This is a genomic window from Kitasatospora sp. NPDC001683, assembly GCF_053596495.1.
In genome coordinates this window covers 31,550-57,617 of the sequence record NZ_JBSFGK010000027.1, presented here as the reverse complement: position 1 = coordinate 57,617, position 26,068 = coordinate 31,550, and the positions used below count along the sequence as shown (strand labels likewise).

Sequence of the window (26,068 nt, the reverse complement as noted above, 5' to 3'; positions counted from 1 at the left end):
CTCCACGGACTCTAACAGTGCGCGGCCACTCGAAAGAAGCGCGTACGGCCGCTCCCCCACTCACGGGGGTACGGGATGCCCGGTTTTGCCACACAAAAGAACGAGGGCCGGCGCCGCCCGATTTCGGCCCCGGAGTGAAAGGGCCGGTAAAAGCACGAGCCCCGCACCTCCCGGAGGAGGTGCGGGGCTCGAAGCCGGTTGTCGGCGGGTTCAGCGGGCTCAGACGAGCTCGGTGACCGTACCGCCGGCGGCCTTGATCTTCTCGGCGGCCGAGCCGGAGACGGCGTCGACCGTCACCTGCAGCGCAACCGAGACCTCGCCGGTGCCGAGCACCTTGACGAGGGAGTTCTTGCGAACCGCGCCCTTGGCGACCAGGTCCTCGACCGTGACCTCGCCACCCTGCGGGTAGAGCTCGGCCAGCTTGTCGAGGTTGACGACCTGGAACGTGATCTTGAACGGGTTCTTGAAGCCCTTCAGCTTCGGCAGACGCATGTGGAGCGGCATCTGGCCACCCTCGAAGCGCTGCGGAACCTGGTAGCGGGCCTTGGTGCCCTTGGTACCACGACCGGCGGTCTTACCCTTGGAGCCCTCACCACGACCCACGCGGATCTTGTCGGTCTTGGCACCCGGGGCGGGACGCAGGTTGTGGATCTTGATCGGGTTGTCGCCCATGATCAGTCCACCTCCTCAACCGTCACCAGGTGACGGACCGTGTGGGCCATCCCGCGGATCTCGGGACGGTCCTCCTTCACCACGACGTCGTGCAGACGCTTGAGACCAAGCGAGCGCAGGGTGTCACGGTGGTTCTGCTTGCTGCCGATGTACGACTTGGTCTGCGTGATCTTCAGGCGAGCCATCAGGCGCTCACCCCAGCAGCACGAGCCCGCAGCAGGGCGGCGGGAGCCACGTCCTCCAGCGGCAGGCCACGGCGGGCGGCGATCTCCTCGGGGCGGACGAGGCCCTTCAGAGCGGCCACGGTGGCGTGCACGATGTTGATCGCGTTGTCCGAGCCGAGCGACTTCGACAGGATGTCGTGGATGCCGGCGCACTCCAGGACGGCGCGCACCGGACCACCGGCGATAACACCGGTACCGGGGGCGGCGGGCTTCAGCAGCACGACGCCGGCGGCCTTCTCACCCTGAACCGGGTGCGGGATGGTGCCCTGGATACGGGGGACGCGGAAGAAGTTCTTCTTGGCCTCCTCAACGCCCTTGGCGATGGCGGCCGGAACCTCCTTCGCCTTGCCGTAACCGACACCCACGGTGCCCTCGCCATCGCCCACCACGACGAGCGCGGTGAAGCTGAAGCGACGGCCACCCTTGACAACCTTGGCGACACGGTTGATCGCGACGACGCGCTCGACGTAAGCGGTCTTCTCGACGGCCTGGGCGTTGCCCTGACCGTCACGCTTACGGTCGCGCCGCTCGCCACCCGTGCCGCGACCGGCGCCGCCTTCGCGGCGCTGGGGTCCAGCCATTGGAATTACCTCTCTCGTTTACGTCCGTCGACAGAGTCGACGAGCGGCTTAGAAGTCGAGCCCGGCCTCGCGGGCCGCGTCCGCCAGGGCGGCGATGCGGCCGGCGTACCGGTTGCCCGCGCGGTCGAAGACGACCGACTCGATGCCGGCGGCCTTGGCGCGCTCGGCGACCAGGCTCCCGACCTTCTTGGCCAGCTCGGTCTTGTCGCCCTCGGTGCCCTTGATGGACACGTCGAGGGTGGACGCCGACGCCAGGGTGTGACCCTTGGCGTCGTCGATGACCTGGGCGACCATGTGACGGTTCGAGCGCGTCACGACGAGACGCGGACGCACCTCGGTGCCGACGACGCGCTTGCGAACGCGGATCGCGCGGCGCTTGCGAGCGGCGCTCTTGTAGGCGTTGCCCTTGCCGATCTTGACAGAGACGCTCATCGCTTACTTACCACTCTTTCCGACCTTGCGGCGGATGACCTCGCCCGCGTACTTGACGCCCTTGGCCTTGTACGGGTCGGGCTTGCGCAGCTTGCGGATGTTCGCGGCGATCTCGCCGACCTTCTGCTTGTCGATGCCGTCCACGTGGAACTTGGTGGGCGACTCGACGACGAAGGAGATGCCCTCCGGCGCGGTGATCAGGATCGGGTGGCTGTAGCCCAGCGCGAACTCCATGTCGGAGCCCTTCGCCGTGACTCGGTAGCCGACACCGCTGATCTCCAGCGACTTGCGGTAGCCCGCGGTCACGCCGGTGATCATGTTCGCCACCAGCGTGCGGGTCAGGCCGTGCAGGGCCTTCGAGCGACGCTCGTCGTTCGGGCGGGTGACGAGCACGGTGCCGTCCTCGCCCTTGCCGATCTCGATCGGCTCAGCGACGACGTGGGTGAGGGAACCCTTGGGGCCCTTCACCGAGACCGTCTGGCCATCGATGGTGACGTCCACGCCAGCGGGGACCTGGATGGGCAGCCGTCCAATACGCGACATTGCTGTACCTCCGTTTCCCGAATTACCAGACGTAGGCGAGAACTTCTCCGCCTACGCCCTTCTTGGCGGCCTGCTTGTCGGTCAGGAGGCCGGACGACGTGGAGATGATCGCCACGCCCAGGCCGCCGAGCACCTTCGGCAGGTTGGTGGACTTTGCGTAAACACGCAGACCCGGCTTGCTGATGCGCTTGATGCCGGCGATGGAGCGCTCACGGTTGGGACCGAACTTGAGCTCGATGGTCAGCTTCTTGCCGACCTCGCCCTCAGCGGGCTCCTCAACCTTGTAGGAGGAGATGTAACCCTCCTGCTGCAGGATCTCGGCGACGTGCGCCTTGATCTTGCTCGACGGCATCGCGACAGAGTCGTGGTACGCCGAGTTCGCGTTACGCAGACGCGTGAGCATGTCTGCGATGGGGTCGGTCATGGTCATGATGGCCTCAGGCCTCTCTCGCCGTGGTTTCTCCGCGCCAGGTCCCCCTGCCGCACTCTTCCGAGTTCGCCAGGGGCACAAGCGCAGGGGACCTGCGACGTAGTAAGACTGGGTGCGAGCCCTCCCGAAGAAGGGCCACGGACGTCCATGGGGAAGCCGTGGCAGGGGGCCCGACCCCACTACCTTACGGGAATCCGTACGGCAGACCCAAAACGGGCCGGTGTGGGATCGGGCACCTCTGCGTCGCTAGCTGTGCCTAGGGCTCTTGGATTACCAGGAGCTCTTGGTCACGCCCGGCAGCTCGCCGCGGTGCGCCATCTCACGGAGGCAGACACGGCAGAGGCCGAACTTGCGGTACACCGAGTGCGGACGGCCGCAGCGCTGGCACCGGGTGTAGGCCCGGACGCCGAACTTCGGCTTGCGCTCGGACTTCGCGATGAGGGACTTCTTCGCCATTGGCTCACGCCTCCTTGAACGGGAAGCCCAGAGCGCGCAGCAGCGCCCGGCCCTCGTCGTCGGTCTGAGCGGTGGTCACGACGGTGATGTCCATACCGCGCTGACGGTCGACCTTGTCCTGGTCGATCTCGTGGAACATAACCTGCTCGGTCAGACCGAAGGTGTAGTTGCCACGGCCGTCGAACTGCTTCGGGGAGAGACCACGGAAGTCACGGATTCGCGGCAGGGCCAGCGAAACCAGACGGTCCAGGAACTCCCACATGCGGTCACCACGGAGGGTGACGTGGGTGCCGATCGGCTGGCCCTCGCGCAGCTTGAACTGCGCGATGGACTTGCGAGCCTTGGTCACGGCCGGCTTCTGACCGGTGATCGCGGTCAGGTCGCGGATCGCGCCCTCGATCAGCTTGCTGTCACGGGCGGCCTCGCCGACACCCATGTTGACCACGACCTTGACCAGGCCGGGGATCAGCATGACGTTCTCGTACGAGAACTGCTCCTGCAGCTGGCCCTTGATCTCGGAGTTGTAACGCTCCTTGAGGCGGGGGGCCACCTTCTCAACAGTCGTCTCAGACATCAGATGTCCTCACCGGTCCGCTTGGCAACGCGGATCTTGTTGCCCTGGTCGTCGAAGCGGTAGCCGACGCGGGTGACGACCTTCTTGCCGTCCTTCTCCACGACCAGCTGGACGTTGGAGACGTGCACCGGGGCCTCGACGGTCACGATGCCACCCTGGGTACCCGGACCCGGCTTGGTGTGCTTCTTGACCCGGTTGACACCCTCGACCAGGACCTTGTTCTCGGCCGGCAGGGCCTGGATGACCTTGCCCTGCTTGCCCTTGTCCTTGCCGGTGATGACCTGGACCAGGTCACCCTTCTTGATCTTCATGCTGTTCGCCATGGGTTAGAGCACCTCCGGCGCCAGCGAGATGATCTTCATGAACTTCTTGTCGCGCAGCTCGCGGCCGACCGGGCCGAAGATGCGGGTGCCACGGGGGTCACCCTCGGTGTTCTTCAGCACGACGGCGGCGTTCTCGTCGAAGCGGATGTACGAGCCATCCGGACGACGGCGCTCCTTGACGGTGCGGACGACGACGCACTTGACGACGTCACCCTTCTTCACCGAACCACCGGGGATCGCGTCCTTGACGGTCGCGACGATGACGTCCCCGATTCCGGCGTAGCGGCGACCGGAGCCACCGAGAACACGGATGCAAAGGATCTCCTTGGCACCAGTGTTGTCGGCAACACGCAGTCGCGACTCCTGCTGGATCACAGCTTTCTCCTGATCGTCAACGAGAGTCGACGGGCCGGCCGCTGCTCACACCGGCGTCCTGGGACCCGGTGCACATACGGCCGTACCTCATCGGCTTCGTTACTTGGCCTTCTCGAGGATCTCGACGACGCGCCAGCGCTTCGTCGCGGACAGCGGGCGGGTCTCCGCGAGGAGGACCCGGTCGCCCACGCCGCACGCGTTCTGCTCGTCGTGCGCCTTCAGCTTGTTCGTACGGCGGATGACCTTGCCGTACAGAGCGTGCTTGACGCGGTCCTCGACGGCGACGACGACGGTCTTGTCCATCTTGTCGCTGACGACGAGACCCTCACGGGTCTTGCGGAAACCGCGCGTCTCGTTGGTGTTCTCAGTCATCAGGCGTTCTCCACCGTCTCGATGCCCAGCTCGCGCTCGCGCATCAGGGTGTAGATCCGCGCGATGTCCTTGCGGACGAGCTTGAGCCGTCCGTGGTTGTCGAGCTGCCCGGTCGCCGCCTGGAAGCGGAGGTTGAACAGCTCCTCCTTGGCCTCGCGCAGCTTGGCAACGAGACCCTCGTTGTCCAGCGAGCGAAGCTCAGCAGCCTTGGTAGCGGCCGACATCAGCTCTCACCGTCCTCGCGCCGGACGATCCGGCACTTCATCGGCAGCTTGTGCGCGGCGCGGGTGAGCGCCTCGCGAGCAACCTTCTCGTTCGGGTACGACAGCTCGAACATGACCCGACCCGGGTGCACGTTCGCGATCCACCACTCCGGCGAACCCTTACCGGAACCCATGCGGGTCTCGGCCGGCTTCTTGGTGAGCGGGCGGTCCGGGTAGATGTTGATCCAGACCTTGCCGCCACGACGGATGTGACGGGTGATCGCGATACGAGCGGACTCGATCTGACGGTTCGTCACGTAGGCCGGGGTCACGGCCTGGATGCCGAACTGGCCGAACGCCAGCTCGGTGCCACCCTTGGAAGCGCCGCGACGCTTCGGGTGGTGCTGCTTGCGGTGCTTGACCCGACGGGGGATCAGCATTGGGGTCAGGCCTCCGTTCCGGTGTTCTCAGCAGCCGGAGCCTCGACGGCCTGGGCCGCGGGGGCCTCGGCAGCGGCGGGACGACGGCCACGGCCACCGCGCTCGCCACCACGGCGCTCGCCACCGCGGGCGGGACGACCACCCTCGGGACGGGCCGGGCGGTTGCCCGAGCGGGCAGCGGCGTTCTCAGCGCGGACCTCGGCGATGTTCTTGACGTCGCCCTTGTAGATCCAGACCTTCACGCCGATGCGGCCGAAGGTGGTCTTGGCCTCGAAGAAGCCGTAGTCGACGTTCGCACGCAGGGTGTGCAGCGGCACGCGACCCTCGCGGTAGAACTCCGAACGGCTCATCTCGGCGCCGCCGAGACGACCGGAGCACTGGACCTTGATGCCCTTGGCGCCGGACTTCATGGTGCCCTGCATCGACTTGCGCATGGCACGACGGAAGGAGACGCGGGAGGACAGCTGCTCCGCGACGCCCTGAGCCACGAGCTGGGCGTCCAGCTCGGGGTTCTTGACCTCGAGGATGTTCAGCTGGACCTGCTTGCCGGTCAGCTTCTCGAGGTCGCCGCGGATGCGGTCGGCCTCGGTGCCACGGCGACCGATGACGATGCCGGGGCGGGCGGTGTGGATGTCGACGCGGACGCGGTCGCGGGTGCGCTCGATCTCGACCTTGGAGATGCCGGCGCGCTCCATGCCCTTCGTCATCATGCGACGAATGGCGACGTCTTCCTTGACGTAGTCCTTGTACAGCTTGTCGGCGTACCAGCGGGACTTGAAGTCCGTGCTGATGCCGAGGCGGAACCCGTGCGGGTTAACCTTCTGGCCCATTACCGGGTCCCTTCCTTGCTGCTGACGACCACGGTGATGTGGCTGGTCCGCTTGCGGATCCGGTAGGCACGGCCCTGGGCACGCGGACGGAACCGCTTCAGGGTCGGACCCTCGTCAACGTACGCCTCGGAGATGTAGAGGTCGTCCACGTTGGAGTGGTTGTAGTTGTGCGCGGCGTTGGCGATGGCGCTGTCGAGCACCTTGCCGACCGGCACGGTGGCGGCCTGCGGAGCGAAACGCAGGACGGCCTGGGCCTCCGTGGCATTCATGCCACGGATGAGGTCCACCACGCGGCGGGCCTTCATGGGCGTCACGCGGATGTACCGCGCCTGAGCCCTGGCTTCCATGGTTGTCCCCTTAATGGAGTAAGTCATTGAGTCGTTCTGGCGCTGAAGCTCAGCCCTGTGGCCGGGGCCACAGACGGGCTAGTTAGCGGCGCTTCGACTTCCGGTCTTCCTTCACGTGACCACGGAAGGTGCGGGTCGGAGCGAACTCGCCGAGCTTGTGGCCGACCATCGACTCGGTGACGAACACCGGGACGTGCTTGCGGCCATCGTGGACCGCGATCGTGTGACCGAGCATGCTCGGCGAGATCACGGAACGACGGGACCAGGTCTTGATGACGTTCTGGGTACCCGCCTCGTTCTGAGCGTCCACCTTCTTGATGAGGTGGCCGTCGATGAAGGGGCCCTTCTTGAGACTGCGCGGCATCTGACCTGCTCCTAGCGCTTCTTGTTGGTCTTGCGGCGGCGCACGATGAGCTTGTCCGACGCCTTGTTCGGGCGACGGGTACGGCCCTCGGGCTTACCCCACGGCGAGACCGGGTGGCGACCACCGGAGGTCTTACCCTCACCACCACCGTGCGGGTGGTCGATCGGGTTCATGGCGACACCACGCACGGTCGGGCGGACGCCCTTCCAGCGCATGCGGCCGGCCTTGCCCCAGTTGATGTTCGACTGCTCGGCGTTGCCGACCTCGCCGACGGTGGCGCGGCAGCGCGCGTCGACCAGGCGGATCTCACCGGAGGGCATGCGCAGGTGCGCCATCTTGCCCTCACGCGCCAGCAGCTGGATGCCGGAACCGGCGGAGCGGGCCAGCTTGGCACCGCCACCGGGACGCAGCTCCACCGCGTGGATGGTGGTACCGACCGGGATGTTGCGCAGCGGCAGGTTGTTGCCCGGCTTGATGTCGGCGCCAGCGCCGTTCTCGATCCGGTCACCCTGCGTGATGCCGCGCGGAGCGATGATGTAGCGCTTCTCGCCGTCCGCGTAGTGCAGGAGCGCGATGCGCGCGGTGCGGTTCGGGTCGTACTCGATGTGCGCGACCTTGGCCGGCACGCCGTCCTTGTCGTGACGACGGAAGTCGATCACGCGGTAGGCGCGCTTGTGACCGCCACCCTGGTGGCGAGCGGTGACACGACCGGCGTTGTTGCGGCCGCCCTTGCTGTGCAGGGGGCGAACCAGCGACTTCTCCGGGGTGGACCGCGTGATTTCTACGAAGTCGGCCACGCTGGAGCCGCGACGGCCCGGCGTGGTCGGCTTGTACTTGCGGATGCCCATTTGGCTCTCTCGTCCTCGTCCTAATCGACGATCACGATCTCCTGGTTCAGGAGACCGGACCACCGAAGATGTCGATGCGGTTGCCCTCGGCCAGCGTCACGATGGCGCGCTTGGTGTCCTTGCGCTTGCCAAAGCCCGTCTTGGAGCGCTTGCGCTTGCCCTGACGGTTGATCGTGTTGACAGCCTCGACCTTGACCGAGAAGACCGCCTCGACAGCCTGCTTGATCTGGGTCTTGTTGGCGCCCGGCGACACGATGAACGTGTACTTGTTCTCGTCGAGGAGCGAGTAGCTCTTCTCCGAGATGACCGGCTTCACCAGGACGTCACGGGGGTCCGTGAACGTCTTGCTCGTAACGTCGCTCATCAGGCGGCGCTCCCTTCGAGCTCGCCCTCAGCGGCAACGGCCTTGGCGGACGCGGCCGGACCGGCCACGAAACGCTCGAAGGCGGCCTGGGTGAAGACCACATCGTCGGAGACGAGCACGTCGTAGGTGTTCAGCTGACCGGCGTCCAGGATGTGGACGTTCGGCAGGTTGCGAGCGGACTTGAGGCCCAGCTCGTCCGAACGCTCGACGACCAGGAGGACGTTCTTGCGGTCGGTGATCTTGCCGAACAGGCCCTTGGCGGCCTTGGTCGACGGCGCCTCGGTCGCGGTCACGCCGGTGACGACGTGAATGCGGTTGTGGCGGGCCCGGTCGGTGAGCGCACCGCGCAGGGCGGCGGCGATCATCTTCTTCGGGGTCCGCTGCGAGTAGTCGCGCGGCACGGGACCGTGCACGACGCCACCGCCGGCGAACTGCGGCGCACGGGTCGAGCCCTGACGGGCGCGGCCGGTGCCCTTCTGGCGGTACGGCTTCTTGCCGCCACCGCGGACCTCGCCGCGAGTCTTGGTCTTGTGGGTGCCCTGACGGGCCGCAGCGAGCTGCGCCACGACGACCTGGTGCATCAGCGGAACGCTGACCTTCGCGTCGAAGATCTCGGCCGGCAGCTCGATGCTGCCGGTCTTGTCGCCAGCCGGCGACAGGATGTCAATGGTGCTCATTTCCTCACAGCCCCTTCGCCGCGGTGCGGACGAGGACGAGGCCGCCGTTCGGGCCCGGGACGGCGCCCTTGATGAGCAGCAGACCCTTCTCCGCGTCGACCGCGTGCACGGTCAGGTTCTGGGTGGTCACACGCTCGTGGCCCATCCGACCAGCCATGCGCAGGCCCTTGAACACACGGCCCGGGGTGGCGCAGCCACCGATGGAACCGGGCGAGCGGTGCTTGCGCTGGGTGCCGTGACCGGCGCCGAGACCACGGAAGTTGTGGCGCTTCATGACACCGGCGAAGCCCTTGCCCTTGGAGGTGCCGGTCACGTCGACCTTGACACCCGCCTCGAACAGCTCGGCGGTGATCTCCTGGCCCAGGGTGTACTCGGACGCGTCCGAGGTACGGATCTCGACCAGGTGGCGGCGCGGGGTGACACCGGCCTTGGCGAAGTGGCCCGCGAGGGGCTTGTTCACCTTGCGGGGGTCGATCTCGCCGAAGCCGAGCTGGACGGCGCTGTAGCCGGCCGGGCTGTCGGCGGTGTGGACCTGGGTCACGACATTCGGCCCGGCCTTGACGACGGTCACCGGGACGACCCGGTTGTTCTCGTCCCAGACCTGGGTCATGCCGAGCTTCTCGCCCAGGATGCCCTTAATCTGCTTAGCCATCTTCGGTGCGCCTCTCAGAGCTTGATCTCGATGTCGACGCCGGCCGGCAGGTCGAGACGCATCAGCGAGTCAACCGTCTTCGGCGTGGGGTCGAGGATGTCGATCAGACGCTTGTGAGTACGCATCTCGAAGTGCTCGCGCGAGTCCTTGTACTTGTGCGGCGAGCGGATGACGCAGTACACGTTCTTCTCAGTGGGCAGCGGCACCGGGCCCGCGACCTGCGCACCAGTACGGATCACCGTCTCGACGATCTTCTTCGCCGAGGAGTCGATGACCTCGTGGTCGTAGGCCTTGAGCCGGATGCGGATCTTCTGTCCCGCCATGGCTACTCAGTAGTCCTTTGTCCTTAGTCACTTCACGACCCCCCTCCGACCCCCGCGCTCGGGCGTGTCGCACTCGCGCTTGCAAAAAACCGGCGAAGTACTTCGTCGGTTTCGAACTTTCGGGGTGGGGGGGCAGCCGGGTCGAGGCCCCGCTCACGCTTCCCGGAAGATTCCCGTACTTTCGCCCCGCAGCTGCCGTGGCGTAGAACTCACGCTTGACGGCCATCACGGGAACGACGAGTACATGGGACTCGCTTCCAGTCCTCCCGGCGGGAGGCGCGCAGCATCGGCACTCAACCGAGCAACTTGGACATACTGCCACATGGAGCAGCCGGGATGCCAATCGGGGCCGGTGAGGCGTACCTCACCGGCCCCGACGGGGTGGTCCCGCTGCTCAGTCCTTGCGCCAGAGCACCCAGTCGTGGTCCTTGCTGGACTTCGCGACGTGCCAGCCCGGGAGCGGCTTGTCCCAGCTGTCCTCCGGCTTCACCTCGGGCTCCTTGCCCTTGGCGTCCTTCGCGCCCTTCGCGTCCTTCGCATCCTTGGCGGCGTCGTCCTTGGGCTTGGGGTAGGTCAGCAGCATGGCGGTGGCCTGCTCCGGCGGGGTGTTGCCGTGCTTGACGTTGCTGGTCCAGACCCGGCCCTGGTAGACCTCGAAGGTCAGCGACATCCGGGTGCCCCAGGGCAGGTCCCAGTCCAGGATCACGCTGTCGTCCTTGCGGATGCCGGCCTCCTTGGCCAGGCCGACGGACTCGTACTTGCGGAACTTGGCGTGCGGCTTGGCCACGTTGTCGGTGACGGCGACCGTGGCGTAGGCGGCGAAGATCGTCAGGCAGCCGACCAGGGCCGCGACGATCCGGCGGCCGCCGGCCACCCGCAGCAGCAGGCAGACGGCCAGCACGGCGAGCGCGCCCAGGGTGGTCCGGACCATGTGCAGGCCGTCCCAGGCCGAGGAGAGGAACTGCGCGTCCGGCACGGCCCACGGGATGATCCACACGTTGAGCTTGGAACCCGCGTACTCGGTGACCGACAGCATGGCGATCCCGATGACCACCACGCCGACCGCGGCCAGCCGCAGCAGCGAACGCGTCCCGGACCGGAACAGCACGGCCAGGCCGACCAGCATGAACACCGGCACCAGCACGGCGCAGTAGCGGGCGTACACCCAGTTGTCGACCCGGTTGTCGTCCGCGAGACCGGCCGCGGAGGCCAGTGCGGTGCCGCACAGCAGGGCGACCATGCAGAAGGCCACCACCCGCTGGGCCACCGGGAAGCGGCGGTGGAACACGGCCACCACGCACAGCACGAAGGCGATCGCCCCGAGGCCGTAGGTCGAGGTGGTGAAGTACCACAGCTCGCCGAACGTGCGGACGATGATCGTGGTGGTGAGCTTGCCGTTCTCGAGGTTGTCGAAGACCTTGTTGCCCACCCCGGCGTCGGGCACGTCCTTGAACTGGCCGGTGACGTAGGCGGACAGCAGCTTCACGCCGGCGTAGGCCACCGCGAGCGCGGCCACACCGGCCACCGCCGAGAGGCGCGGGGCCCAGCCGAGGGCCAGCACCACCAGCAGGACCAGGGCGGTCAGCGCCACGACCACGCCGCCGCGGTCGTGGGTGGCCATCGAGTAACCGGCGGCCAGGCTCATCGCCGCCGCGTACAGCGAGCGCCGGCGCATCGACCCGGGCGAGAGCCAGCCGTGCATCCCGATCAGCCAGATGAGCAGGAGCACCGGAAGGACGGCGTCCGTCATCACGAACTGGGAGTAGAAGATCACCGGCGGCACCAGCGCGACGGCGGTGCCGGCCAGGAAGGCGTGCGGACGGGACAGGCCCAGCCGGCGGGCCGCCACGAAGACCAGGGGGAAGACCAACGCGTTGAGCACCGCGTTGATGACCATGATCAGGTGGTACGCGGTGGCCGGGTTGTCGGCGAGCCGCAGCGCCGGCGAGATCAGCAGCGGGTAGCCGCCGGGGATGATCACGCCGGTGGGCATCTCGCTGGCCGGGTGGCCGGCCAGCACCCGCGCGATCGCGAGGTAGCCGTCCTCGTCCGCGTGCACCGAGGGGTAGTAGTTGTGGATCGACAGCGCCAGCCGGAACGCCGTCTGCCCGAGGTAGCCGAGCACCAGGGCCACCGGCCAGAACCAGCGGTGGGCGGCGAGGGCCCGCAGCCGGACCAGCAGCGCCGAGGGCGTCGACTGCTCGGCGGCGGCCGCGGTCGCGTTCCCGTCGCCGTCCTCCCGCAATCTCCGCCCGCCGGGCTCCTGGGCAGAATCGATCAACGGCTGCACCGGGGCACTTCCCTCGTTGTTGGAACCAGCACTTGTCATGTCCTACTTGCAGGTGCGCCGCGAGTCACCTGCACGCACCCCCACTCCTTGGATCGCTCGGGAAGTCTGCCATGCGGCCTGATGTGGAGCCAGTGTGATCATTCGGCGGACGAGGCCCCGCCGCAGGCCGCTCCCGGGCCGGGTCAGCTGCTGCGGACGGCGCGGCCGACCATGGCTCCGGCATGGGCGAAGTCGCCCGCGCCGAGGCGTCCGGCGGCGACCATCAGGGCGTGCAGCCGGGACGACAGGTGCAGGTCGGCCGAGCGGGCCGCCGCGTTCCAGCCCTTGGCGCGCAGTTCCTTGGCGATCAGCCCGTAGTAGCGCAGCTCCTCGTCGAAGCGCTTGCCGTCCTTGACCCGGGTCGAGGAGTCGCTGGCCTGGTGGCGGCGGTAGCGGAACACCTCGCGCTCGTCGACCAGCAGGTTGCCGCCCTCCATCAGCATGTCGACCATGAACGCCAGGTCGTGGACGGCGTCGATGTCCGGGCGGTACGGGATCTTCGACAGCGCGGACTGCCGGTAGAGCAGCGACGGGGTGTACAGCCAGTTCCCGGACAGCAGGCTCTTCACCGCGTCCTCGCCGCTGATCAGGCCCGCCTTGCGGGCCGGAGCGGCGATCCGGCGCTTGACCTTGTCACCGATGCCGAGCGACGGCACCAGGACCCCGTCGCTGTCCATCACCTTCACGCCCGGCTGGACCGCGATCGCGTTCGGGTCGGCCTTCATCCGCTCCAGGACGACGTCCAGGTAGTTCGGCTCCAGCAGGTCGTCGGCACCCATCATCGAGACGAACTCGCGCTCGGCCAGGGTGGAGGCCTTGTAGGTGTTGCCGTTGGGGCCGAGCCGCTCCTCGTTGCGGACGTAGCGGATCCGCTCGTCGGCCAGGCCCTCGATGTACTCCAGCGCCCGGTTGCCCGGGTACTGGTCGTCCACCACGGTCAGCCGCCAGTCCTGCTGGTGCTGCGCCCGGATGCTGTCGATGGTGGCGAACAGGTACTCCGGGTCGCCGTAGTACGGGATGACGAAATCGACGCTCATGGCGGCGCCGCACCTCCTGGTCCTGGGTCGTGCTTCGGTGCCGTCCGGCCGCGGCCGCCGGGCGAGCCAAGTCAACCAGCTTCCGACCGGTGATCGCCGAGCGGTGCCGCTCCGGACCGTCGCACCGGCCGCCGTGAGCGACCGGCCGGCACCCGGGGAGAACGGCCCCGGCGGATCTCCCGGTTCAAGGCGCCGTCCGGAAATGCGGATTTCCGCGCCGCACCCGGAATGTCCGATCCGCGTGCCGGTTGTCCGCCATGTCAGCCCATTCCGGGTATTCCGTGCGCCACCGATGGCAATATCAGGCTACTGTTACAGTCCCCTTCGGGGCACCGCGCCCCCACCGGGTTTCGAAGGGTTCCCGAATGACCATCAGCGCACTCGACGGCCTCGAAGAGACAGGCCGGCCGCGCGCCACCCCGCCGGATCCCTACCCCTCCCCGCGCCCGGCCACCGGCCGCCCCGAATCGCGGTGGTGGCTGATCGCCGAGGGCGCCACGGGAGTCGTCGTCGCGCTGTTCACCACGTGGCTGGCGCGTTACGCGGACGTGAATCCCATGGTGCGGATGGGCCAGGTGAGCGGACTCGCCTGGCTCCAGCTCTTTCTGCTGCTGCTGCTCGGGGCGACGCTCGCCGCGGTCATTCCGGCAATGCGCCACCGGAAACTGCTTCCGGTGCAACTCGGCGCGGCGGTAATCTCCGGCCTCGCCACCGGAATTACCGCGGCGGGCATCTCGGTCGCGCTGAAGGGCACCAGCTGGCCGCTGAACGGTCAGGCCGGCGACTCGCTGACCCTGCAGAACTGGGCGTACCAACTGCTCCACGGCGGATCGGTGGATCCGACCTACCCCCCGCTGTTCCCGCACCTCCTGAGCTGGTCCACGCGCCTGTTCACCGACGGGGACCCGGGCCACGCGCTCAAGCTGCTCGACCTGGCGTTCACCGCGCTGCTGGGCCCCACCGCCTACCTCGCGTGGCGGCTGCTGCTGCCCCCGCTGTGGGCGCTCGGGATCGGCGTCACCTCGGCGCTGCCGCTGATGGACCCGTACAAGCCGTACACCTCGATGGTCCTGGTCGGCCTGCTCCCCGTCCTGGCCAAGCTGCTGCAGCTGGTCCAGCGCGCGCAGCTGCTCGGCCGACGCGAGGCGGTCCTGCTCGGCGCGGCCGTCGGCGGGACCCTCGGGGTGCTGTTCCTGCTGTACTCCGGCTGGTTCGTCTGGTCCGCCGCGGGGCTCGCCCTGCTCGGGCTGATCCTCCTGGTGCGGCTCCAGCGGCTGCACGGCTTCCGCGCCCTGGGCGTCGCCCTGCTGCTGCTGGGCGCCACCTTCGTGACGTTCCTGCTGGTCTCCGGCGCCTACCTGTACCAGCTGCTCACCTCGGCCGGTGCGGCCGTCGACCGGTACTGCTACTTCGACGTCTACACCGAGCCCAGCTACTTCGCGATGTGGGGCAGCGACGTGCCCGGCTCGCTGGCGTACACCACCTGGCCGGTGCCGGGCGAGATCGGCGGGGTCGGCCTGTTCGTGCTGCTGCTGCTCGCCGGGGCCGCTGCGGCGCTCGCGCTCGGGCCGCGCAACTCCGTCGTGCTGGCGCTGGCCGCGGCGGCGGCGAGCGCCTTCCTGATGCGCTACTGGTACGCCGCCCACATGTTCCAGAACCAGGCGATCATGCTGTACCCGCGCACCAACGGGCAGCTGCTGTACTGCTTCATCGCGCTCACCGGGTTCGCGTTCCACCTCGGCGCGGACCGCTACCGGACCCGGCGGCTGAAGACCGCGCCCGCCGCGTCCGGACCGCCGGCCGCCGTCCGCACGCCGCGCGGGGCCGTGGTCGGCGCGTTCTGCGCCCTCGGGCTGCTGTTCGGCATGGCCGCTTCCTCCACCGCCGGCAAGTACATGCCGGAGGACCCGTCGGTGCGGGCCGGCTACGGCAATTTCGCCTGGGAGGCGCAGACCCTGCGGTCGCCCGACGGCAGCTGCTCGCCGTACGTGGCGGCGAACCTGTGCCGGACGCCGGCGACGTCGGAGGAGGCCGCGACCTTCCTGGAGCAGCGGGCCGCCGAGCAGGCGAAGCAGCTGCAGCAGCAGGACCCGCTGAAGTCGCCCTGCTCGGACCGCAACCCGTACCCGAAGGCGAGCGCGCCCGGCGCCGCCTCCGGGCGGCTCTCTGCGGTGATGGCCGCGCTGGTCAGCGGCTGACCGCCGGTCCAGTACGACAGCACGACCGTACGACGAAGCCCTTCCCGCAGAGGTCCGCGGGAAGGGCTTCGTGGTGTCGACCGGTCGGATCAGCGGCCGTCGAAGGCGTAGATGTGGACCGGGTCGTTCCCGCTGACCAGCCGGAACCGGGTCGGGTCGGACTCGACCAGCTTGATCATCTGCTTGTCCCGCCACCCGGACGGGTCGAGGGCGAGGTACTGGGCACCGCTGCGGCGCACGCCGGCCTCGAAGGTCCTGAGGTCGTCGTTGGTGGTCACCTGGACGAGCCTGCGCTCCATCTTCATGCCCACCAGCGGCAGCCGGATGTCCGGCCCCTGGTCCGAGATCGCGATGACCGAGCCCTTGGGCAGCTTCCGCGCGCTGGGGAAGTCGCTCCACGGCCAGACCTTGTCCTGCTGGGTGCGGCGGTGCTGCATCAGGTCGACCGTCCCGCGGAACGCGTCGAAGGTCGGCAGCCAGCCCGGCGACGGCGCCACCCAGGAGGGCTGGCTCGCCTTCCACCCCGCGTTCCCGGCGGTGCCCACCAGGGCGAACCCGATGGCCACCGCGAGCGCCCACCGGGCGTACCCGAGCCCGCCGACGGGCCGCTCGGCGGTCCCGGTGATCCAGGTCAGGAAGACCGCGAGGAAGACCCCGCCCAGGATCGGCAGGTAGACGGTGTAGCGCGCCCACCACGGCCCCGGGCTGGCCGCGACCATCACCATCATCGGCAGCAGCAGGCCGAGCAGCGGCGCCCACTGGCGGCGGCGGACGAAGACGACCACGCCCACGATCACGGCCGGGAACAGCACCCAGAGCCACCCGGTGCCGAGACCGCCCAGCCGCTGGTCGTACGAGAAGGGAACGGCGACCGGCGTGGTCCACGACTCCCAGAGCTGGCCCGGGACGCCGCCGGCGGCCTTGATCACGCCCGGGGTGTTGTTGACCATGATCAGGTCCTGCACGGTCCCCTTGCCGATGAACCCGAACATCGTGAACGGGTAAAAGGGGTTGTCGTACTTGATCCAGGTCCGGACGTACCAGTACGAGGACAGCAGCACCGACGGCAGCACCATGGCCGTCCCCAACACCACCAGTCGGCCCACCCCGTGCCGCAGCGGCCCGGCCGGGCCGCGATCCGTCGAGCCGGCGGCGGCCGCCCGGCGGTCCGCGACGATCGTCAGGACGACCTGGCCGACGCCCACGGCGACGACGCAGGCCATGGTCAGCAGGTTGGAGGCCTTCACGCTGGTGCCGAGGGCGAGCGCCACACCGGCCAGCCACAGGTGGTTCAGCCGCCCCTCGACGGCGCCGCGGCCGTTCGGCAGGGCCAGCACGAACTGGAACGCGGCCGTCGCGGTGGTCGCCGCGCCCACGTCGACGTAGGAGGTCGAGGACTGGGCGATGACGGCGGGGATCAGCAGGAAGCCGAGCGCGCCGAGCAGCGCGTGGTCGCGGCGCGCGCCGAACCGCACCGCCAGGCCCACCGCGGAGGTGAACCCGAGCAGGAAGAACGGCAGGCCCGCGGCCCACGACCAGCGCAGGGTGTGGGTGAAGACACCGGCCCAGGCCCCGAGGACCTCCTGGCCCTGCGGGTAGACGTCCGACCAGAACGCGGCCGGGGTGTGCCCGATGTGGCCGTCCTGGATCCACTGGGCCGGGCCGACCAGGTGGTACCACATGCCGTCCCACTCGCTGGGCAGGACGAACGAGCCGAGCGCGATCCGCCAGCCGTACCCGGCCAGCACCAGCAGCGCGAGGACGACCACGGCCGGGTTGCGCCAGACCGACCCGCAGCGGCGGACCGCCCGCAGGACGCCGGAGACCGTCTCGCGGTGACGCACCAGCAGGTCGGGCCGAGTGCGCACCACGACCACCTCGGCGGCGCCGGCCAGGACGGCCACGGCGAGCATCGGGACCGGCTTCAGGCCGTGGACCGGGACGCCGACCAGCAGGGCCAGCCCGATCAACTGGGCCACCCCCGCCAGGATCCAGCCCGACAGGGCCTCAGCGGCGCGCCACGGCCCCAGCGCTCCGATCACATGCGCCGTGCCGACGGCTGTCGCCAACAGAGCCGCCAACAGCCCCAGTACGCCCACGAGAGAACCTCAACCCATCCACGACTCGGCCTCATACGGCACTTGACAGTGATCCGGGCGACGGTACCAGAGGCGACCAACCGATTAATTGATTACCCAACTGCAGGTAAATTGTCCGAATGGTCACTGCTCGTCCGCTTACACAGGGCCCGGCATAAGAGGTGGGCGGGGGTGCTCGAAGGCCGTTCGAGCCGGTCTGTATCCTTGCCGTGCACGCGTGTCGCCGGGGGGCACCCAGGGCTATCCAGGGTTCTGTGGTACCGAGGTGACGTCCGGTCCCCCGCTTCAGAAGGCGCGCTTCCCCGCTTCTTCGTCAGAGGACAACCAGAATGGCCCAGATTCTCCGGGCGTTGCAACGAGTGGACGACCAGGTCCACCGATCGGTCCGCGAGCGGTTCGGCGACAAGCGTTCGGTTGACGTCAGCAAGGCCCTGTCCTGGACCGGCGAGCACGCCGCAGGCTGGCTCGCGCTCGGTGTCGCCGGTGCGATCGTCGACTCCGACCGCCGCGGCAACTGGCTCCGGGCCACCGCCGCCGTCGCCGGCGCCCACGTCGCCAGCATGGCCATCAAGCGCGTCGTCCGCCGCCCCCGCCCGAACGGCCCGGGCATGGAGCCGCTCGTGAAGACCGCCGGGAAGCACAGCTTCCCGAGCTCGCACGCCACCTCCTCCGCGGCCGCGGTCGTCGCCTTCGCGCCGCTGCTGCCGGCCGCGACCATCGCCCCGGTCGCCGGCGCGGTGTGCTTCTCCCGCCTGGTCGTCGGTGTCCACTACATGTCCGACGTGGTCGGGGGCGCCGCGCTCGGCGCCGCCGTCGCCGCGGCCGGCCGCTCCTGGATCACCAAGGGTCAGCGGGCCGATGGCTGAGGCGACCCTGGAGTCCGGAACCGCGACCGCGACCGCGACCGCGACCGCGACCGCTCCCGAGATAACCGCCGCGACCGAGGTCCGCGCCGCGGTCGAGGTCGACACCGCGTCAGCCGTCCGCCCGTTCCGGCTCAAGGCGCTGCCCGGCGGCCTGATCCGCAACGCCCGGCCCCGCCAGTGGGTCAAGAACGTGCTCGTCCTCGCCGCCCCCGGCGCGGCCGGGATGCTCACCCATACCGCGGTGCTCCGTCAGGTCGGCATCGTCTTCGTGCTCTTCTGCGCAGCGGCGTCCGCGATCTACTTCCTCAACGACGCCATGGACGTCGAGGCGGACCGCGCCCATCCGACGAAGCGCCACCGCCCGATCGCCTCCGGCGTGGTGCCGCTGCCGGTCGCCTACCTGTGCGCGGCCCTGCTCGCCGGCGGCGCCATCACCGGCGCCCTGCTGCTCTGCAACACCCCGACCGCGATCGCGCTGGGCTGCTACCTGGTGATGCAGTTCCTGTACTGCACCGGCCTCAAGCACGTCCTGGTGGTCGACCTCGCCTTCGTCACCTCCGGCTTCCTGATCCGCGCGATGATCGGCGGTCTCGCCGCCCAGATCCAGCTGTCCCAGTGGTTCCTCATCACCACCGGGTTCGCCGCGCTCTTCATGGTCGGGGCGAAGCGCTACTCCGAGCTGGTCAGCATGGGCGACAAGGCCGCCAGCTCGCGCAAGCTGCTCGGCGAGTACAGCGACAGCTACCTCCGCTTCGTCTGGCAGGCCTCCGCCGCCGTCACCGTGCTCAGCTACTGCCTCTGGTCCTCGGACCACAGCACCGGCGCGGACACCGCGCTGCGCCAGATCACCGTCCTCCCCTTCGTCTTCGCCATCCTGCGGTACGCGGTCTTCGCCGACCGCGGCGCCGCCGAGGCCCCGGAGAACGTGGTGCTGAAGGACCGCCCGCTGCTGCTGCTCGGTGCGATCTGGGCCTGCCTGTACGGTTTCTCCGTCCTGGGTGCCGTCTGAGATGGCGAGCCGTGAACAGCTCCGTTCCGCACTGCCGGAGCTGCTGAAGTTCGGGGTCATCGGTGGGCTCGGCTACGCCACCGACGTCGTCCTGTTCGTCCTGCTGCGCGACTCGCTCGGCCCGGTCCTCGCCAAGGTGATCTCGCTGGGCGCCTCGACCGTGGTCGCCTTCGTCGGGAACAAGTACTGGACGTTCCGGGAGCGCCGGGCCGGCGGACCGACCGGCGAGACCGGCCGGGAGACCGCGCTGTTCCTCGCGGTCAACCTGGTGGGTGCGCTGGTCCAGCTCGGCTGCCTCGGCTTCTCGCACTACCTGCTCGGCCTGACCAGCCCGACCGCGGACCTGGTCTCCAGCAGCGTGATCGGCATGGCCCTCGCGACCGCCCTGCGGTTCTGGGGCACCAGGACGCTGGTGTTCCGCGAGGCCCGCGCCTGAGCCACCCGACCGACGAGTAAGGGCCGCACCCGGTGGGTGCGGCCCTTCCTCGTACTCGTTCCCTCGCCGTGCGGGAGTCGCCCGGTCAGCGGTCGGAGCTGACCGGGGCGTCGAGGCGGTCGTTGTTGTGGCGGATGCCCTCGGTGATGGCCACGGTGCGGGCCAGGTCGGTGATCTTCTTCTCCAGCGAGCGGAAGCGCAGGTAGGTGTTGAGGGTGAGGAAGCCCATCGCGATCACCATCAGGTAGAGCACCAGGTCGGTGCCGCGGCCGACGCCGAGCGCGGTGGCGAGCTTGGTCACGCCGCTCGGCCACAGGATGGCGACGACGTTGGCGATCACGAACAGCGCGAAGGCGATGCGCTTCCACGCCCGGGTGTTCGCGGCGTCCCAGCGCCGGACGAACAGGAGGGCCATGGCCACCGCGGCCGCGACCAGGATCAGCTGGATCCAGAGGTGATTCATCGGCGGTTACGCTCCCGCAGCGAGATGTCGAAGAGGATGTTCACGCCGTTGATCAGGGACTGGCCCTTGGCGCGCGAGTAGTCGGTGTACAGGATGTCCACCGGGAGTTCGGCGACCCGCAGGTCCGAGCCGGCGAGGAAGGAAACGATCTCCGAAGCGTGCGCCATGCCGTTCATGGTGATCTTGATCCGGCTGGCGGCCTCGCGGTTCATCACCCGCAGACCGTTGTGCGCGTCGGTGAGCTTGAGCTTGCGGGCCGTCGGGCTGACCGCGGCGGCGGTGCGGAGCACCACCCGCTTGATCCACGGCACCTGGCCGGTCTGCTCGATGAAGCGGGAGCCGAGCACGATGTCGGCCTCGCCCTCGCGCAGCAGCGCCACCATCTTCTCGACGTCCGCGGTCTGGTGCTGACCGTCCGCGTCGAAGGTCGCGAAGTACTCGGCGCCCTCCTGGGCCAGCGCGTACTTCAGACCGGTCTGGAGCGCGGCCCCCTGCCCGAGGTTGACCGGGTGGCGCACCAGGTGCGCGCCGGTCGTCATGACGTGCTCGGCCGTGTCGTCGGTGCAGCCGTCGTCGATCACCACGATGTTCGGGAAGGTCTTGCGCGCGCCCTCCACGACCTCGGCGATCACCTGGCCTTCGTTGTAGGCCGGGATCACCAGCCAGACGTTGTCATACTCGGACACAGGGGCTCCATGCTTGGCGAACGGCACGGCTCCGCGTGCCTCGGGTCTGTCGGTGATGGTCATGGGCGACGGCCGATCACGGTCCGGTCCCCCGCCTCAGGAGGTCCGCAGCGGCTCGGCCGCGGTCCGGTCGGCGGGCGCCGCCGCGGGACGGGAGGGGAACGCGCGGTACAGCGACCACAGCATCAGTGCGGCACTGACCAGTGAGCCCGCCAGGTACGCGAACTCCGCGCGGAGGCCGACGGCACCCGGAGCGAGCGCGACAGCCACCAATGCTACGGAACCGGCGGTCCACCCCACCAGCTGACGCCGGTGCTGCGCGCTCGACATCAGCGCCTGGCCGAAGACCGTCGCGAGGACGTAGCAGAGCGTCCCGAACACCAGCCAGGTGAAGTCCAGCGGTCCGAGCACGTCCTTGGCGTTGAAGAGCAGCGGGTTGAGCTTGGAGCCGAGCACGATCACCGGCAGGCCGCCGCCGATGCACATCGCGGCGACGATCGCGGTGGTGCGGGTCAGCACCTTGCGGAACTCGGCGTGGTCCCCGGCCGCGGCGGCGCCGGAGAGCGCGGAGACCATCGAGGCCTGCAGGGCGCTGTAGGCGAACAGCGGCGCCCGGGCCATCACCACCGCCTGGCCGATCGCGAAGACCAGCGCGTCGGAGGCCTCGGAGTGCTTCGGCGACAGCAGGCGCACGCAGACCACGGTCGCGTTGACCACCAGCTGGCTGAGCATCACCGAGGCGATCAGCAGGCCGAGGCCGCTGGTCAGCTGCTTCCAGGACACCTCCGGCCCCGGGGTGCGGTCGGCCAGGGTGTCGCGCAGGCCGATCAGCGAGGCGGCCAGCGGGGAGACGAACAGGATCAGGCCGAAGGCCAGTGCCGAGTGCAGACCGACCACCGCCGCCAGCGCGGCCAGCCCTATCCGCAGCCCGCCGTCGACCGCCAGCTGGGTGCCGTACGGGCCGAACAGCCCGAGGCCGGCCAGCGCGCCGCGGGCGACCGAGCTCACCGCGAGGCCCGCCAGGCCGCCGGCCAGCGCGACCACCAGGGTCCGGTCGCCGCTGAACAGCTGGTCGGCGATCGGGCGGGCGGCGACCGCCAGCACCGCGCAGACCGCGACCAGGATCGCCATGGCGAGCAGCAGCATCCGCCGCACGGCGGGCAGCGCCCCGTGCCCGGCGACCTTGCGGGCGGCCACCAGCCGGGTCAGTTCGAGCTCGACGGGCTGGAAGAGTCCCCACCCCACGGACATCACGATGGTCCAGAGCATCGTCACCCTGGCCGCGCCGACGGTGCTCAGGCTGTAGCCCACGAGCGCCATGTAGACGTACGCCGAGGCTCCGAGCACGACCGTGCCACCGACCACGAGCCGCGCCCCCGGGGGAAGCACCCCCAGTAGCTTGGCGATCGGGTTCTTCATCACATGACCACCGAATTCACCGGCCGGCCTTACCATACGTTTCCGCACGAGGCCGGCCAGGCCGTGCGATTGCTGTGAATAGTAGCGGGTGGCCGTGAATGCCCAGTGCGCCCGCGCCCCCGCCGGACGCCTTGCCCGGCCCCACCTCGGACCGCATGTCAGGCCCCATGTCAGGCCCCTTGTCGAGCCCCGGGAAGGTGCGGCTCCGGAGCGTCCGCAAGTCACTCGACACGGTGAGCTTCACCCCCTGCTCCGCCGGGTCCGGCTCGGTCCTCCGCTCACCGCGCGGCCCGCGGTCGGGACGGTCATCGGCGGATGCGGGGCCGGGAGCACGTCGACGGCCCGGAACCGGCCGGCGGACCACTGGTCGTCGTCGTCGGAGACGAGCGCACTCGCCGCGCCGGTTCCGCGCGGACCGGCGGGCGGCCCGGGCAGCGGCCGCGGCGGCGCGGTCGGGCGCCGGGCCCCGCGTCGGGCGAGCTGTGTACGGTCGGCACCGGGCCGCGCCCCTCCGGTTCGGTGCCTGCCGCCCGTCTCCCCCATCGGGTCCGGGTCTGCGGGCAGGCTACGGGGGCCCAGCATACCGAGGTCGCGACCGCCCGAAGCGGCCCGGGGGTGCGCCTGGGCCGGGCGCGGAACGGTCGGACCGGGGAGGTGTCGGACCGGCGGGCGGGCGGAGGCTCAGGAGCCGGACGGTCCGGCGGAGCCGCCGCGGAAGACCCAGACCTTCAGCAGGACGAACCGGGCGACCGTGGCCAGCCCGTTGGCGACGACCAGCCCGCCGACCTCCACCGGCCGGGAGGCGTGCGGCACCACCCGGTCCAGCAGGGCGAGCACCCCCGAGCTGAGGCCGAGCCCGATCAGGAAGGCCACCGCGCCCTGCAGCTGGTGGCGGACCATGCCCTGCGAGCCGACCACCCCGAAGGTGAAGCGGCGGTTGGCCGCCGTGTTGGCCACCGCGCTGACCGCCAGCGCGATCAGGTTCGCCGCCTGCGGGTCGGTGAACCACCGCGCGACGACGAACAGGCCCAGGTAGAAGACGGTGCTGAGGACGCCGATGACCAGGAAGGACGGCAGCTGGCGGCGGGCCCCCGGGGTGGGACCGGCGGGTTCCCCGGTCAGCGTCACCGGCCCCGGCCCCGCTCGTCGTCCTCGGCCGAGTCGTAGCCGACGAAGTAGGTCGGGCGCGCCTGCACCGCCGAGTAGATCCGGCCGACGTACTCCCCCAGCAGCCCGACGCAGATCAGCTGCACGCCGCCGAGGAACAGCATCCCGATGAACAGCGAGGACCAGCCGGGCACCGTCGATCCGAGCGCGTACGCGACGGTGGCGTGGATCGCGAGCCCGATGCAGACCACGAAGCTGACCAGGCCCAGGTAGGTGGCCAGCCGCAGCGGGGCTGCGGAGAAGTTGGTGATGCTGTCCAGCGCGAGCCGCACCATCTTGGACAGCGGATAGTGGGTGCCGCCGGCCACCCGCTCCTCGCGGACGTACACCACCTCGCCGCTGGGGAAGCCGAGCCACGGCACCAGCAGCCGGTAGACCGGCTGGTGCTCGGGCAGCTGCTTGAGGGCGTCCACGGCGTTGCGGCTGAGCAGCCGGAAGTCGCCGGCCTGGTTGGGCATCCGCTTGCCGACCAGCTTGCGCATCAGCCAGTAGTAGGCGCCGGCCGACCGGCGCTTGAAGGCGGTGTCGGTGCCGCGGTCCCCGCGCACGCCGTAGACCACGTCGAGGCTCTGCTCGCGGGCCAGGTCGAGCATCTCCGGGATCTTCTCCGGCGGGTCCTGCAGGTCGGCGTCGATGCTCACCACGTAGTCGCCGAGCGCCCGGTGGATGCCCGCGGTGAGCGCGGCCTGGTGCCCGGAGTTGCGGGCGAAGCGGACGATGCGGAACTGCGGCCAGTCCTGCCGGATCTTCTGCATGAGCACGGGCGTGGCGTCCCGGCTGCCGTCGTCGACCCCGACGACCTCGTAGTCGACGCCCAGCCCGTCCAGGATCGGACGCAGCCGCTCGACGGTCAGCGGGAGCGCCTCCTGCTCGTTGTAGATCGGCATCACGACCGACAACAGCGGTGCCGTAGACATGCGTTGGTCCCACTTTCCGCGACGGCGGGGGCTGGATGGTGAGCCGACCATAACAGTCGGCCATGAGCTGTCCGTGAGAGGAAGTACGCCCGGATGAGCGCCGGGCTGGACGCCGAAGGGCCCCACGCACCGCGGGGTGCGTGGGGCCCTTCGGACTGGCCTGTACGAGGCAGGCAGGTCAGAGCGTCAATTACTTGACGATCTTGGTGACCTGGCCGGCGCCGACGGTGCGGCCACCCTCACGGATGGCGAACTTCAGGCCCTCCTCCATGGCGACCGGCTGGATCAGCGCGACGGTCATGGCGGTGTTGTCGCCCGGCATGACCATCTCGGTGCCCTCGGGGAGGGTCACGACGCCGGTCACGTCCGTGGTACGGAAGTAGAACTGCGGGCGGTAGTTGTTGAAGAACGGGGTGTGGCGGCCACCCTCGTCCTTCGACAGGATGTAGGCCTGGGCCTCGAAGTCGGTGTGCGGGGTAACCGAACCCGGCTTGATGATGACCTGGCCGCGCTCGACGTCCTCGCGCTTGATGCCACGGAGCAGCAGACCGACGTTCTCACCGGCCTGGCCCTCGTCGAGCAGCTTGCGGAACATCTCGATGCCGGTGACCGTGGTGGTGGTCTTCTCGGTCTTGATGCCGATGATGTCGACGGTCTCGTTGACCTTGAGGATGCCGCGCTCGATGCGACCGGTGACGACGGTGCCACGACCGGTGATCGTGAAGACGTCCTCGATCGGCATCAGGAACGGCTGGTCCACGGCGCGGGCCGGGGTGGGGATGTTCTCGTCGACCGCGTGCATGAGGCCGAGGAGCTTCTCGCCCCACTCCTTGTCGCCCTCGAGGGCCTTCAGGGCGGAGACGCGGACGACCGGCAGGTCGTCGCCCGGGAACTCGTACTCGGAGAGGAGCTCACGGACCTCGAGCTCGACGAGCTCCAGGATCTCCTCGTCGTCCACCATGTCGGCCTTGTTCAGGGCGACGACGATGTAGGGGACGCCGACCTGGCGGGCCAGGAGGACGTGCTCCTTGGTCTGCGGCATCGGGCCGTCGGTGGCGGCGACCACCAGGATGGCGCCGTCCATCTGGGCGGCACCGGTGATCATGTTCTTGATGTAGTCAGCGTGACCCGGGCAGTCGACGTGGGCGTAGTGACGCGCCTCGGTCTGGTACTCGACGTGCGCGATCGAGATGGTGATACCGCGCTGACGCTCCTCCGGGGCCTTGTCGATCTGGTCGAACGGCGTGAAGGGGTTGATCTCCGGGTACGCGTCGTGCAGCACCTTGGTGATGGCCGCGGTCAGCGTGGTCTTGCCGTGGTCGATGTGACCGATGGTGCCGATGTTGACGTGGGGCTTCGTCCGCTCGAACTTCGCCTTGGCCACTGAGTCCTCCTGAGGACAGTTCCTGTAC

General features: G+C 69.2%; 34 protein-coding genes. 4 read left to right on the top strand and 30 right to left on the bottom strand.

Going from position 1 to position 26,068, the window contains the following annotated elements:
* Nucleotides 1–219: 219 nt before the first annotated feature.
* The 23 genes from rplO to ACWCYO_RS16900 all read right to left on the bottom strand — a co-directional run bounded on the left by rplO (nucleotide 220) and on the right by ACWCYO_RS16900 (nucleotide 13,396).
* Nucleotides 220–672: a 50S ribosomal protein L15 gene (rplO, locus tag ACWCYO_RS17010; protein WP_030280790.1), complete on the bottom strand. Its 453-nt coding sequence runs from the start codon at nucleotides 670–672 to the stop codon at nucleotides 220–222.
* Between the two features lie 2 nt (nucleotides 673–674).
* Nucleotides 675–857 (bottom strand): 50S ribosomal protein L30, encoded by a 183-nt coding sequence (gene rpmD, locus ACWCYO_RS17005; protein ID WP_109451325.1) that lies wholly within the window; start codon nucleotides 855–857, stop codon nucleotides 675–677.
* On the bottom strand, nucleotides 857–1,477 hold the full coding sequence (gene rpsE, locus ACWCYO_RS17000; RefSeq protein ID WP_207810342.1) for a 30S ribosomal protein S5: 621 nt from the start codon (nucleotides 1,475–1,477) through the stop codon (nucleotides 857–859). The genes rpmD and rpsE overlap by 1 nt, the downstream gene beginning before the upstream one ends.
* A 48-nt stretch (nucleotides 1,478–1,525) precedes the next feature.
* Entirely contained in the window at nucleotides 1,526–1,909 is a 384-nt protein-coding gene (rplR, locus tag ACWCYO_RS16995; RefSeq protein WP_031063032.1) for a 50S ribosomal protein L18, read from the bottom strand.
* 3 nt (nucleotides 1,910–1,912) lie between these two features.
* Nucleotides 1,913–2,452: a 50S ribosomal protein L6 gene (rplF, locus tag ACWCYO_RS16990; RefSeq protein WP_270146476.1), complete on the bottom strand. Its 540-nt coding sequence runs from the start codon at nucleotides 2,450–2,452 to the stop codon at nucleotides 1,913–1,915.
* A gap of 22 nt (nucleotides 2,453–2,474) precedes the next feature.
* Nucleotides 2,475–2,882, bottom strand: coding sequence for a 30S ribosomal protein S8 (gene rpsH / locus ACWCYO_RS16985; protein WP_207810340.1), 408 nt, complete (start codon nucleotides 2,880–2,882; stop codon nucleotides 2,475–2,477).
* 270 nt (nucleotides 2,883–3,152) lie between these two features.
* Nucleotides 3,153–3,338: a type Z 30S ribosomal protein S14 gene (locus tag ACWCYO_RS16980; protein WP_030055830.1), complete on the bottom strand. Its 186-nt coding sequence runs from the start codon at nucleotides 3,336–3,338 to the stop codon at nucleotides 3,153–3,155.
* A gap of 4 nt (nucleotides 3,339–3,342) precedes the next feature.
* The gene (gene rplE / locus ACWCYO_RS16975) at nucleotides 3,343–3,912 is read right to left on the bottom strand and encodes a 50S ribosomal protein L5 (protein WP_030280779.1); all 570 of its coding nucleotides are present in this window, start codon (nucleotides 3,910–3,912) and stop codon (nucleotides 3,343–3,345) included.
* Nucleotides 3,912–4,223: a 50S ribosomal protein L24 gene (gene rplX / locus ACWCYO_RS16970; RefSeq protein WP_270151185.1), complete on the bottom strand. Its 312-nt coding sequence runs from the start codon at nucleotides 4,221–4,223 to the stop codon at nucleotides 3,912–3,914. The genes rplE and rplX overlap by 1 nt, the downstream gene beginning before the upstream one ends.
* 15 nt (nucleotides 4,224–4,238) lie before the next feature.
* Nucleotides 4,239–4,610 (bottom strand): 50S ribosomal protein L14, encoded by a 372-nt coding sequence (rplN, locus tag ACWCYO_RS16965; RefSeq protein ID WP_030232481.1) that lies wholly within the window; start codon nucleotides 4,608–4,610, stop codon nucleotides 4,239–4,241.
* A gap of 99 nt (nucleotides 4,611–4,709) precedes the next feature.
* Complete coding sequence (gene rpsQ, locus ACWCYO_RS16960; protein WP_030280777.1) at nucleotides 4,710–4,982, bottom strand: 30S ribosomal protein S17; 273 nt, start codon at nucleotides 4,980–4,982, stop codon at nucleotides 4,710–4,712.
* Nucleotides 4,982–5,206 (bottom strand): 50S ribosomal protein L29, encoded by a 225-nt coding sequence (gene rpmC / locus ACWCYO_RS16955; protein WP_030232478.1) that lies wholly within the window; start codon nucleotides 5,204–5,206, stop codon nucleotides 4,982–4,984. The genes rpsQ and rpmC overlap by 1 nt, the downstream gene beginning before the upstream one ends.
* A complete protein-coding gene (gene rplP / locus ACWCYO_RS16950) occupies nucleotides 5,206–5,625 on the bottom strand; it encodes a 50S ribosomal protein L16 (RefSeq protein WP_030300385.1) in 420 nt (139 codons plus the stop codon). Before rplP ends, rpmC begins: the two co-directional genes overlap by 1 nt.
* A 5-nt stretch (nucleotides 5,626–5,630) precedes the next feature.
* Nucleotides 5,631–6,455 (bottom strand): 30S ribosomal protein S3, encoded by an 825-nt coding sequence (gene rpsC, locus ACWCYO_RS16945; protein ID WP_270146475.1) that lies wholly within the window; start codon nucleotides 6,453–6,455, stop codon nucleotides 5,631–5,633.
* Entirely contained in the window at nucleotides 6,455–6,802 is a 348-nt protein-coding gene (gene rplV / locus ACWCYO_RS16940) for a 50S ribosomal protein L22 (protein WP_030280773.1), read from the bottom strand. The genes rpsC and rplV overlap by 1 nt, the downstream gene beginning before the upstream one ends.
* Before the next feature lie 82 nt (nucleotides 6,803–6,884).
* Nucleotides 6,885–7,166, bottom strand: coding sequence for a 30S ribosomal protein S19 (gene rpsS / locus ACWCYO_RS16935; RefSeq protein WP_030280772.1), 282 nt, complete (start codon nucleotides 7,164–7,166; stop codon nucleotides 6,885–6,887).
* An 11-nt stretch (nucleotides 7,167–7,177) separates the two neighbouring features.
* Nucleotides 7,178–8,014, bottom strand: a complete 837-nt coding sequence (gene rplB, locus ACWCYO_RS16930; protein ID WP_207810337.1) for a 50S ribosomal protein L2 — start codon at nucleotides 8,012–8,014, stop codon at nucleotides 7,178–7,180.
* Nucleotides 8,015–8,060: 46 nt separating this feature from the next.
* Nucleotides 8,061–8,378 carry a 50S ribosomal protein L23 gene (gene rplW / locus ACWCYO_RS16925; RefSeq protein ID WP_030280768.1) on the bottom strand — a complete coding sequence of 106 codons (318 nt, stop codon included), beginning with the start codon at nucleotides 8,376–8,378 and terminating at the stop codon, nucleotides 8,061–8,063.
* Complete coding sequence (gene rplD, locus ACWCYO_RS16920; protein WP_270146474.1) at nucleotides 8,378–9,055, bottom strand: 50S ribosomal protein L4; 678 nt, start codon at nucleotides 9,053–9,055, stop codon at nucleotides 8,378–8,380. The genes rplW and rplD overlap by 1 nt, the downstream gene beginning before the upstream one ends.
* A 4-nt stretch (nucleotides 9,056–9,059) precedes the next feature.
* Nucleotides 9,060–9,707, bottom strand: coding sequence for a 50S ribosomal protein L3 (gene rplC, locus ACWCYO_RS16915; protein ID WP_270146473.1), 648 nt, complete (start codon nucleotides 9,705–9,707; stop codon nucleotides 9,060–9,062).
* Between the two features lie 14 nt (nucleotides 9,708–9,721).
* Nucleotides 9,722–10,030: a 30S ribosomal protein S10 gene (gene rpsJ, locus ACWCYO_RS16910; RefSeq protein WP_012785157.1), complete on the bottom strand. Its 309-nt coding sequence runs from the start codon at nucleotides 10,028–10,030 to the stop codon at nucleotides 9,722–9,724.
* Between the two features lie 394 nt (nucleotides 10,031–10,424).
* Complete coding sequence (locus tag ACWCYO_RS16905) at nucleotides 10,425–12,320, bottom strand: hypothetical protein (RefSeq protein WP_270146472.1); 1,896 nt, start codon at nucleotides 12,318–12,320, stop codon at nucleotides 10,425–10,427.
* 182 nt (nucleotides 12,321–12,502) lie between these two features.
* Nucleotides 12,503–13,396: a glycosyltransferase family 2 protein gene (locus ACWCYO_RS16900; protein WP_270146471.1), complete on the bottom strand. Its 894-nt coding sequence runs from the start codon at nucleotides 13,394–13,396 to the stop codon at nucleotides 12,503–12,505.
* Nucleotides 13,397–13,761: 365 nt separating this feature from the next.
* On the opposite strand from ACWCYO_RS16900, the gene ACWCYO_RS16895 reads away from it, so the two are divergent.
* On the top strand, nucleotides 13,762–15,594 hold the full coding sequence (locus tag ACWCYO_RS16895) for a hypothetical protein (RefSeq protein WP_449784637.1): 1,833 nt from the start codon (nucleotides 13,762–13,764) through the stop codon (nucleotides 15,592–15,594).
* Nucleotides 15,595–15,683: 89 nt separating this feature from the next.
* Here ACWCYO_RS16895 and ACWCYO_RS16890 read toward each other — a convergent pair whose 3' ends face one another.
* Nucleotides 15,684–17,573, bottom strand: a complete 1,890-nt coding sequence (locus tag ACWCYO_RS16890; protein ID WP_449784636.1) for a hypothetical protein — start codon at nucleotides 17,571–17,573, stop codon at nucleotides 15,684–15,686.
* 449 nt (nucleotides 17,574–18,022) lie between these two features.
* Between ACWCYO_RS16890 and ACWCYO_RS16885 the strand changes: the two genes are divergently transcribed.
* The 3 genes from ACWCYO_RS16885 to ACWCYO_RS16875 are packed head-to-tail and all read left to right on the top strand — an operon-like array spanning nucleotide 18,023 to nucleotide 20,004.
* Nucleotides 18,023–18,559, top strand: a complete 537-nt coding sequence (locus ACWCYO_RS16885) for a phosphatase PAP2 family protein (protein ID WP_270146468.1) — start codon at nucleotides 18,023–18,025, stop codon at nucleotides 18,557–18,559.
* Nucleotides 18,552–19,568 carry a decaprenyl-phosphate phosphoribosyltransferase gene (locus ACWCYO_RS16880; RefSeq protein WP_449784635.1) on the top strand — a complete coding sequence of 339 codons (1,017 nt, stop codon included), beginning with the start codon at nucleotides 18,552–18,554 and terminating at the stop codon, nucleotides 19,566–19,568. Before ACWCYO_RS16885 ends, ACWCYO_RS16880 begins: the two co-directional genes overlap by 8 nt.
* A 1-nt stretch (nucleotide 19,569) precedes the next feature.
* Nucleotides 19,570–20,004, top strand: a complete 435-nt coding sequence (locus tag ACWCYO_RS16875) for a GtrA family protein (RefSeq protein ID WP_270146466.1) — start codon at nucleotides 19,570–19,572, stop codon at nucleotides 20,002–20,004.
* An 85-nt stretch (nucleotides 20,005–20,089) separates the two neighbouring features.
* Here ACWCYO_RS16875 and ACWCYO_RS16870 read toward each other — a convergent pair whose 3' ends face one another.
* The 6 genes from ACWCYO_RS16870 to tuf all read right to left on the bottom strand — a co-directional run bounded on the left by ACWCYO_RS16870 (nucleotide 20,090) and on the right by tuf (nucleotide 26,040).
* Entirely contained in the window at nucleotides 20,090–20,467 is a 378-nt protein-coding gene (locus ACWCYO_RS16870) for a DUF2304 domain-containing protein (RefSeq protein ID WP_270146465.1), read from the bottom strand.
* Nucleotides 20,464–21,153: a glycosyltransferase family 2 protein gene (locus tag ACWCYO_RS16865; RefSeq protein ID WP_270146464.1), complete on the bottom strand. Its 690-nt coding sequence runs from the start codon at nucleotides 21,151–21,153 to the stop codon at nucleotides 20,464–20,466. Before ACWCYO_RS16865 ends, ACWCYO_RS16870 begins: the two co-directional genes overlap by 4 nt.
* Before the next feature lie 96 nt (nucleotides 21,154–21,249).
* A complete protein-coding gene (locus ACWCYO_RS16860) occupies nucleotides 21,250–22,572 on the bottom strand; it encodes a hypothetical protein (protein WP_270146463.1) in 1,323 nt (440 codons plus the stop codon).
* Between the two features lie 681 nt (nucleotides 22,573–23,253).
* Nucleotides 23,254–23,700, bottom strand: a complete 447-nt coding sequence (locus ACWCYO_RS16855; protein WP_270146462.1) for a GtrA family protein — start codon at nucleotides 23,698–23,700, stop codon at nucleotides 23,254–23,256.
* A complete protein-coding gene (locus ACWCYO_RS16850) occupies nucleotides 23,697–24,656 on the bottom strand; it encodes a glycosyltransferase family 2 protein (protein ID WP_270146461.1) in 960 nt (319 codons plus the stop codon). The genes ACWCYO_RS16855 and ACWCYO_RS16850 overlap by 4 nt, the downstream gene beginning before the upstream one ends.
* Before the next feature lie 190 nt (nucleotides 24,657–24,846).
* Nucleotides 24,847–26,040, bottom strand: a complete 1,194-nt coding sequence (tuf, locus tag ACWCYO_RS16845) for an elongation factor Tu (protein ID WP_030280743.1) — start codon at nucleotides 26,038–26,040, stop codon at nucleotides 24,847–24,849.
* Nucleotides 26,041–26,068 lie beyond the last annotated feature (28 nt).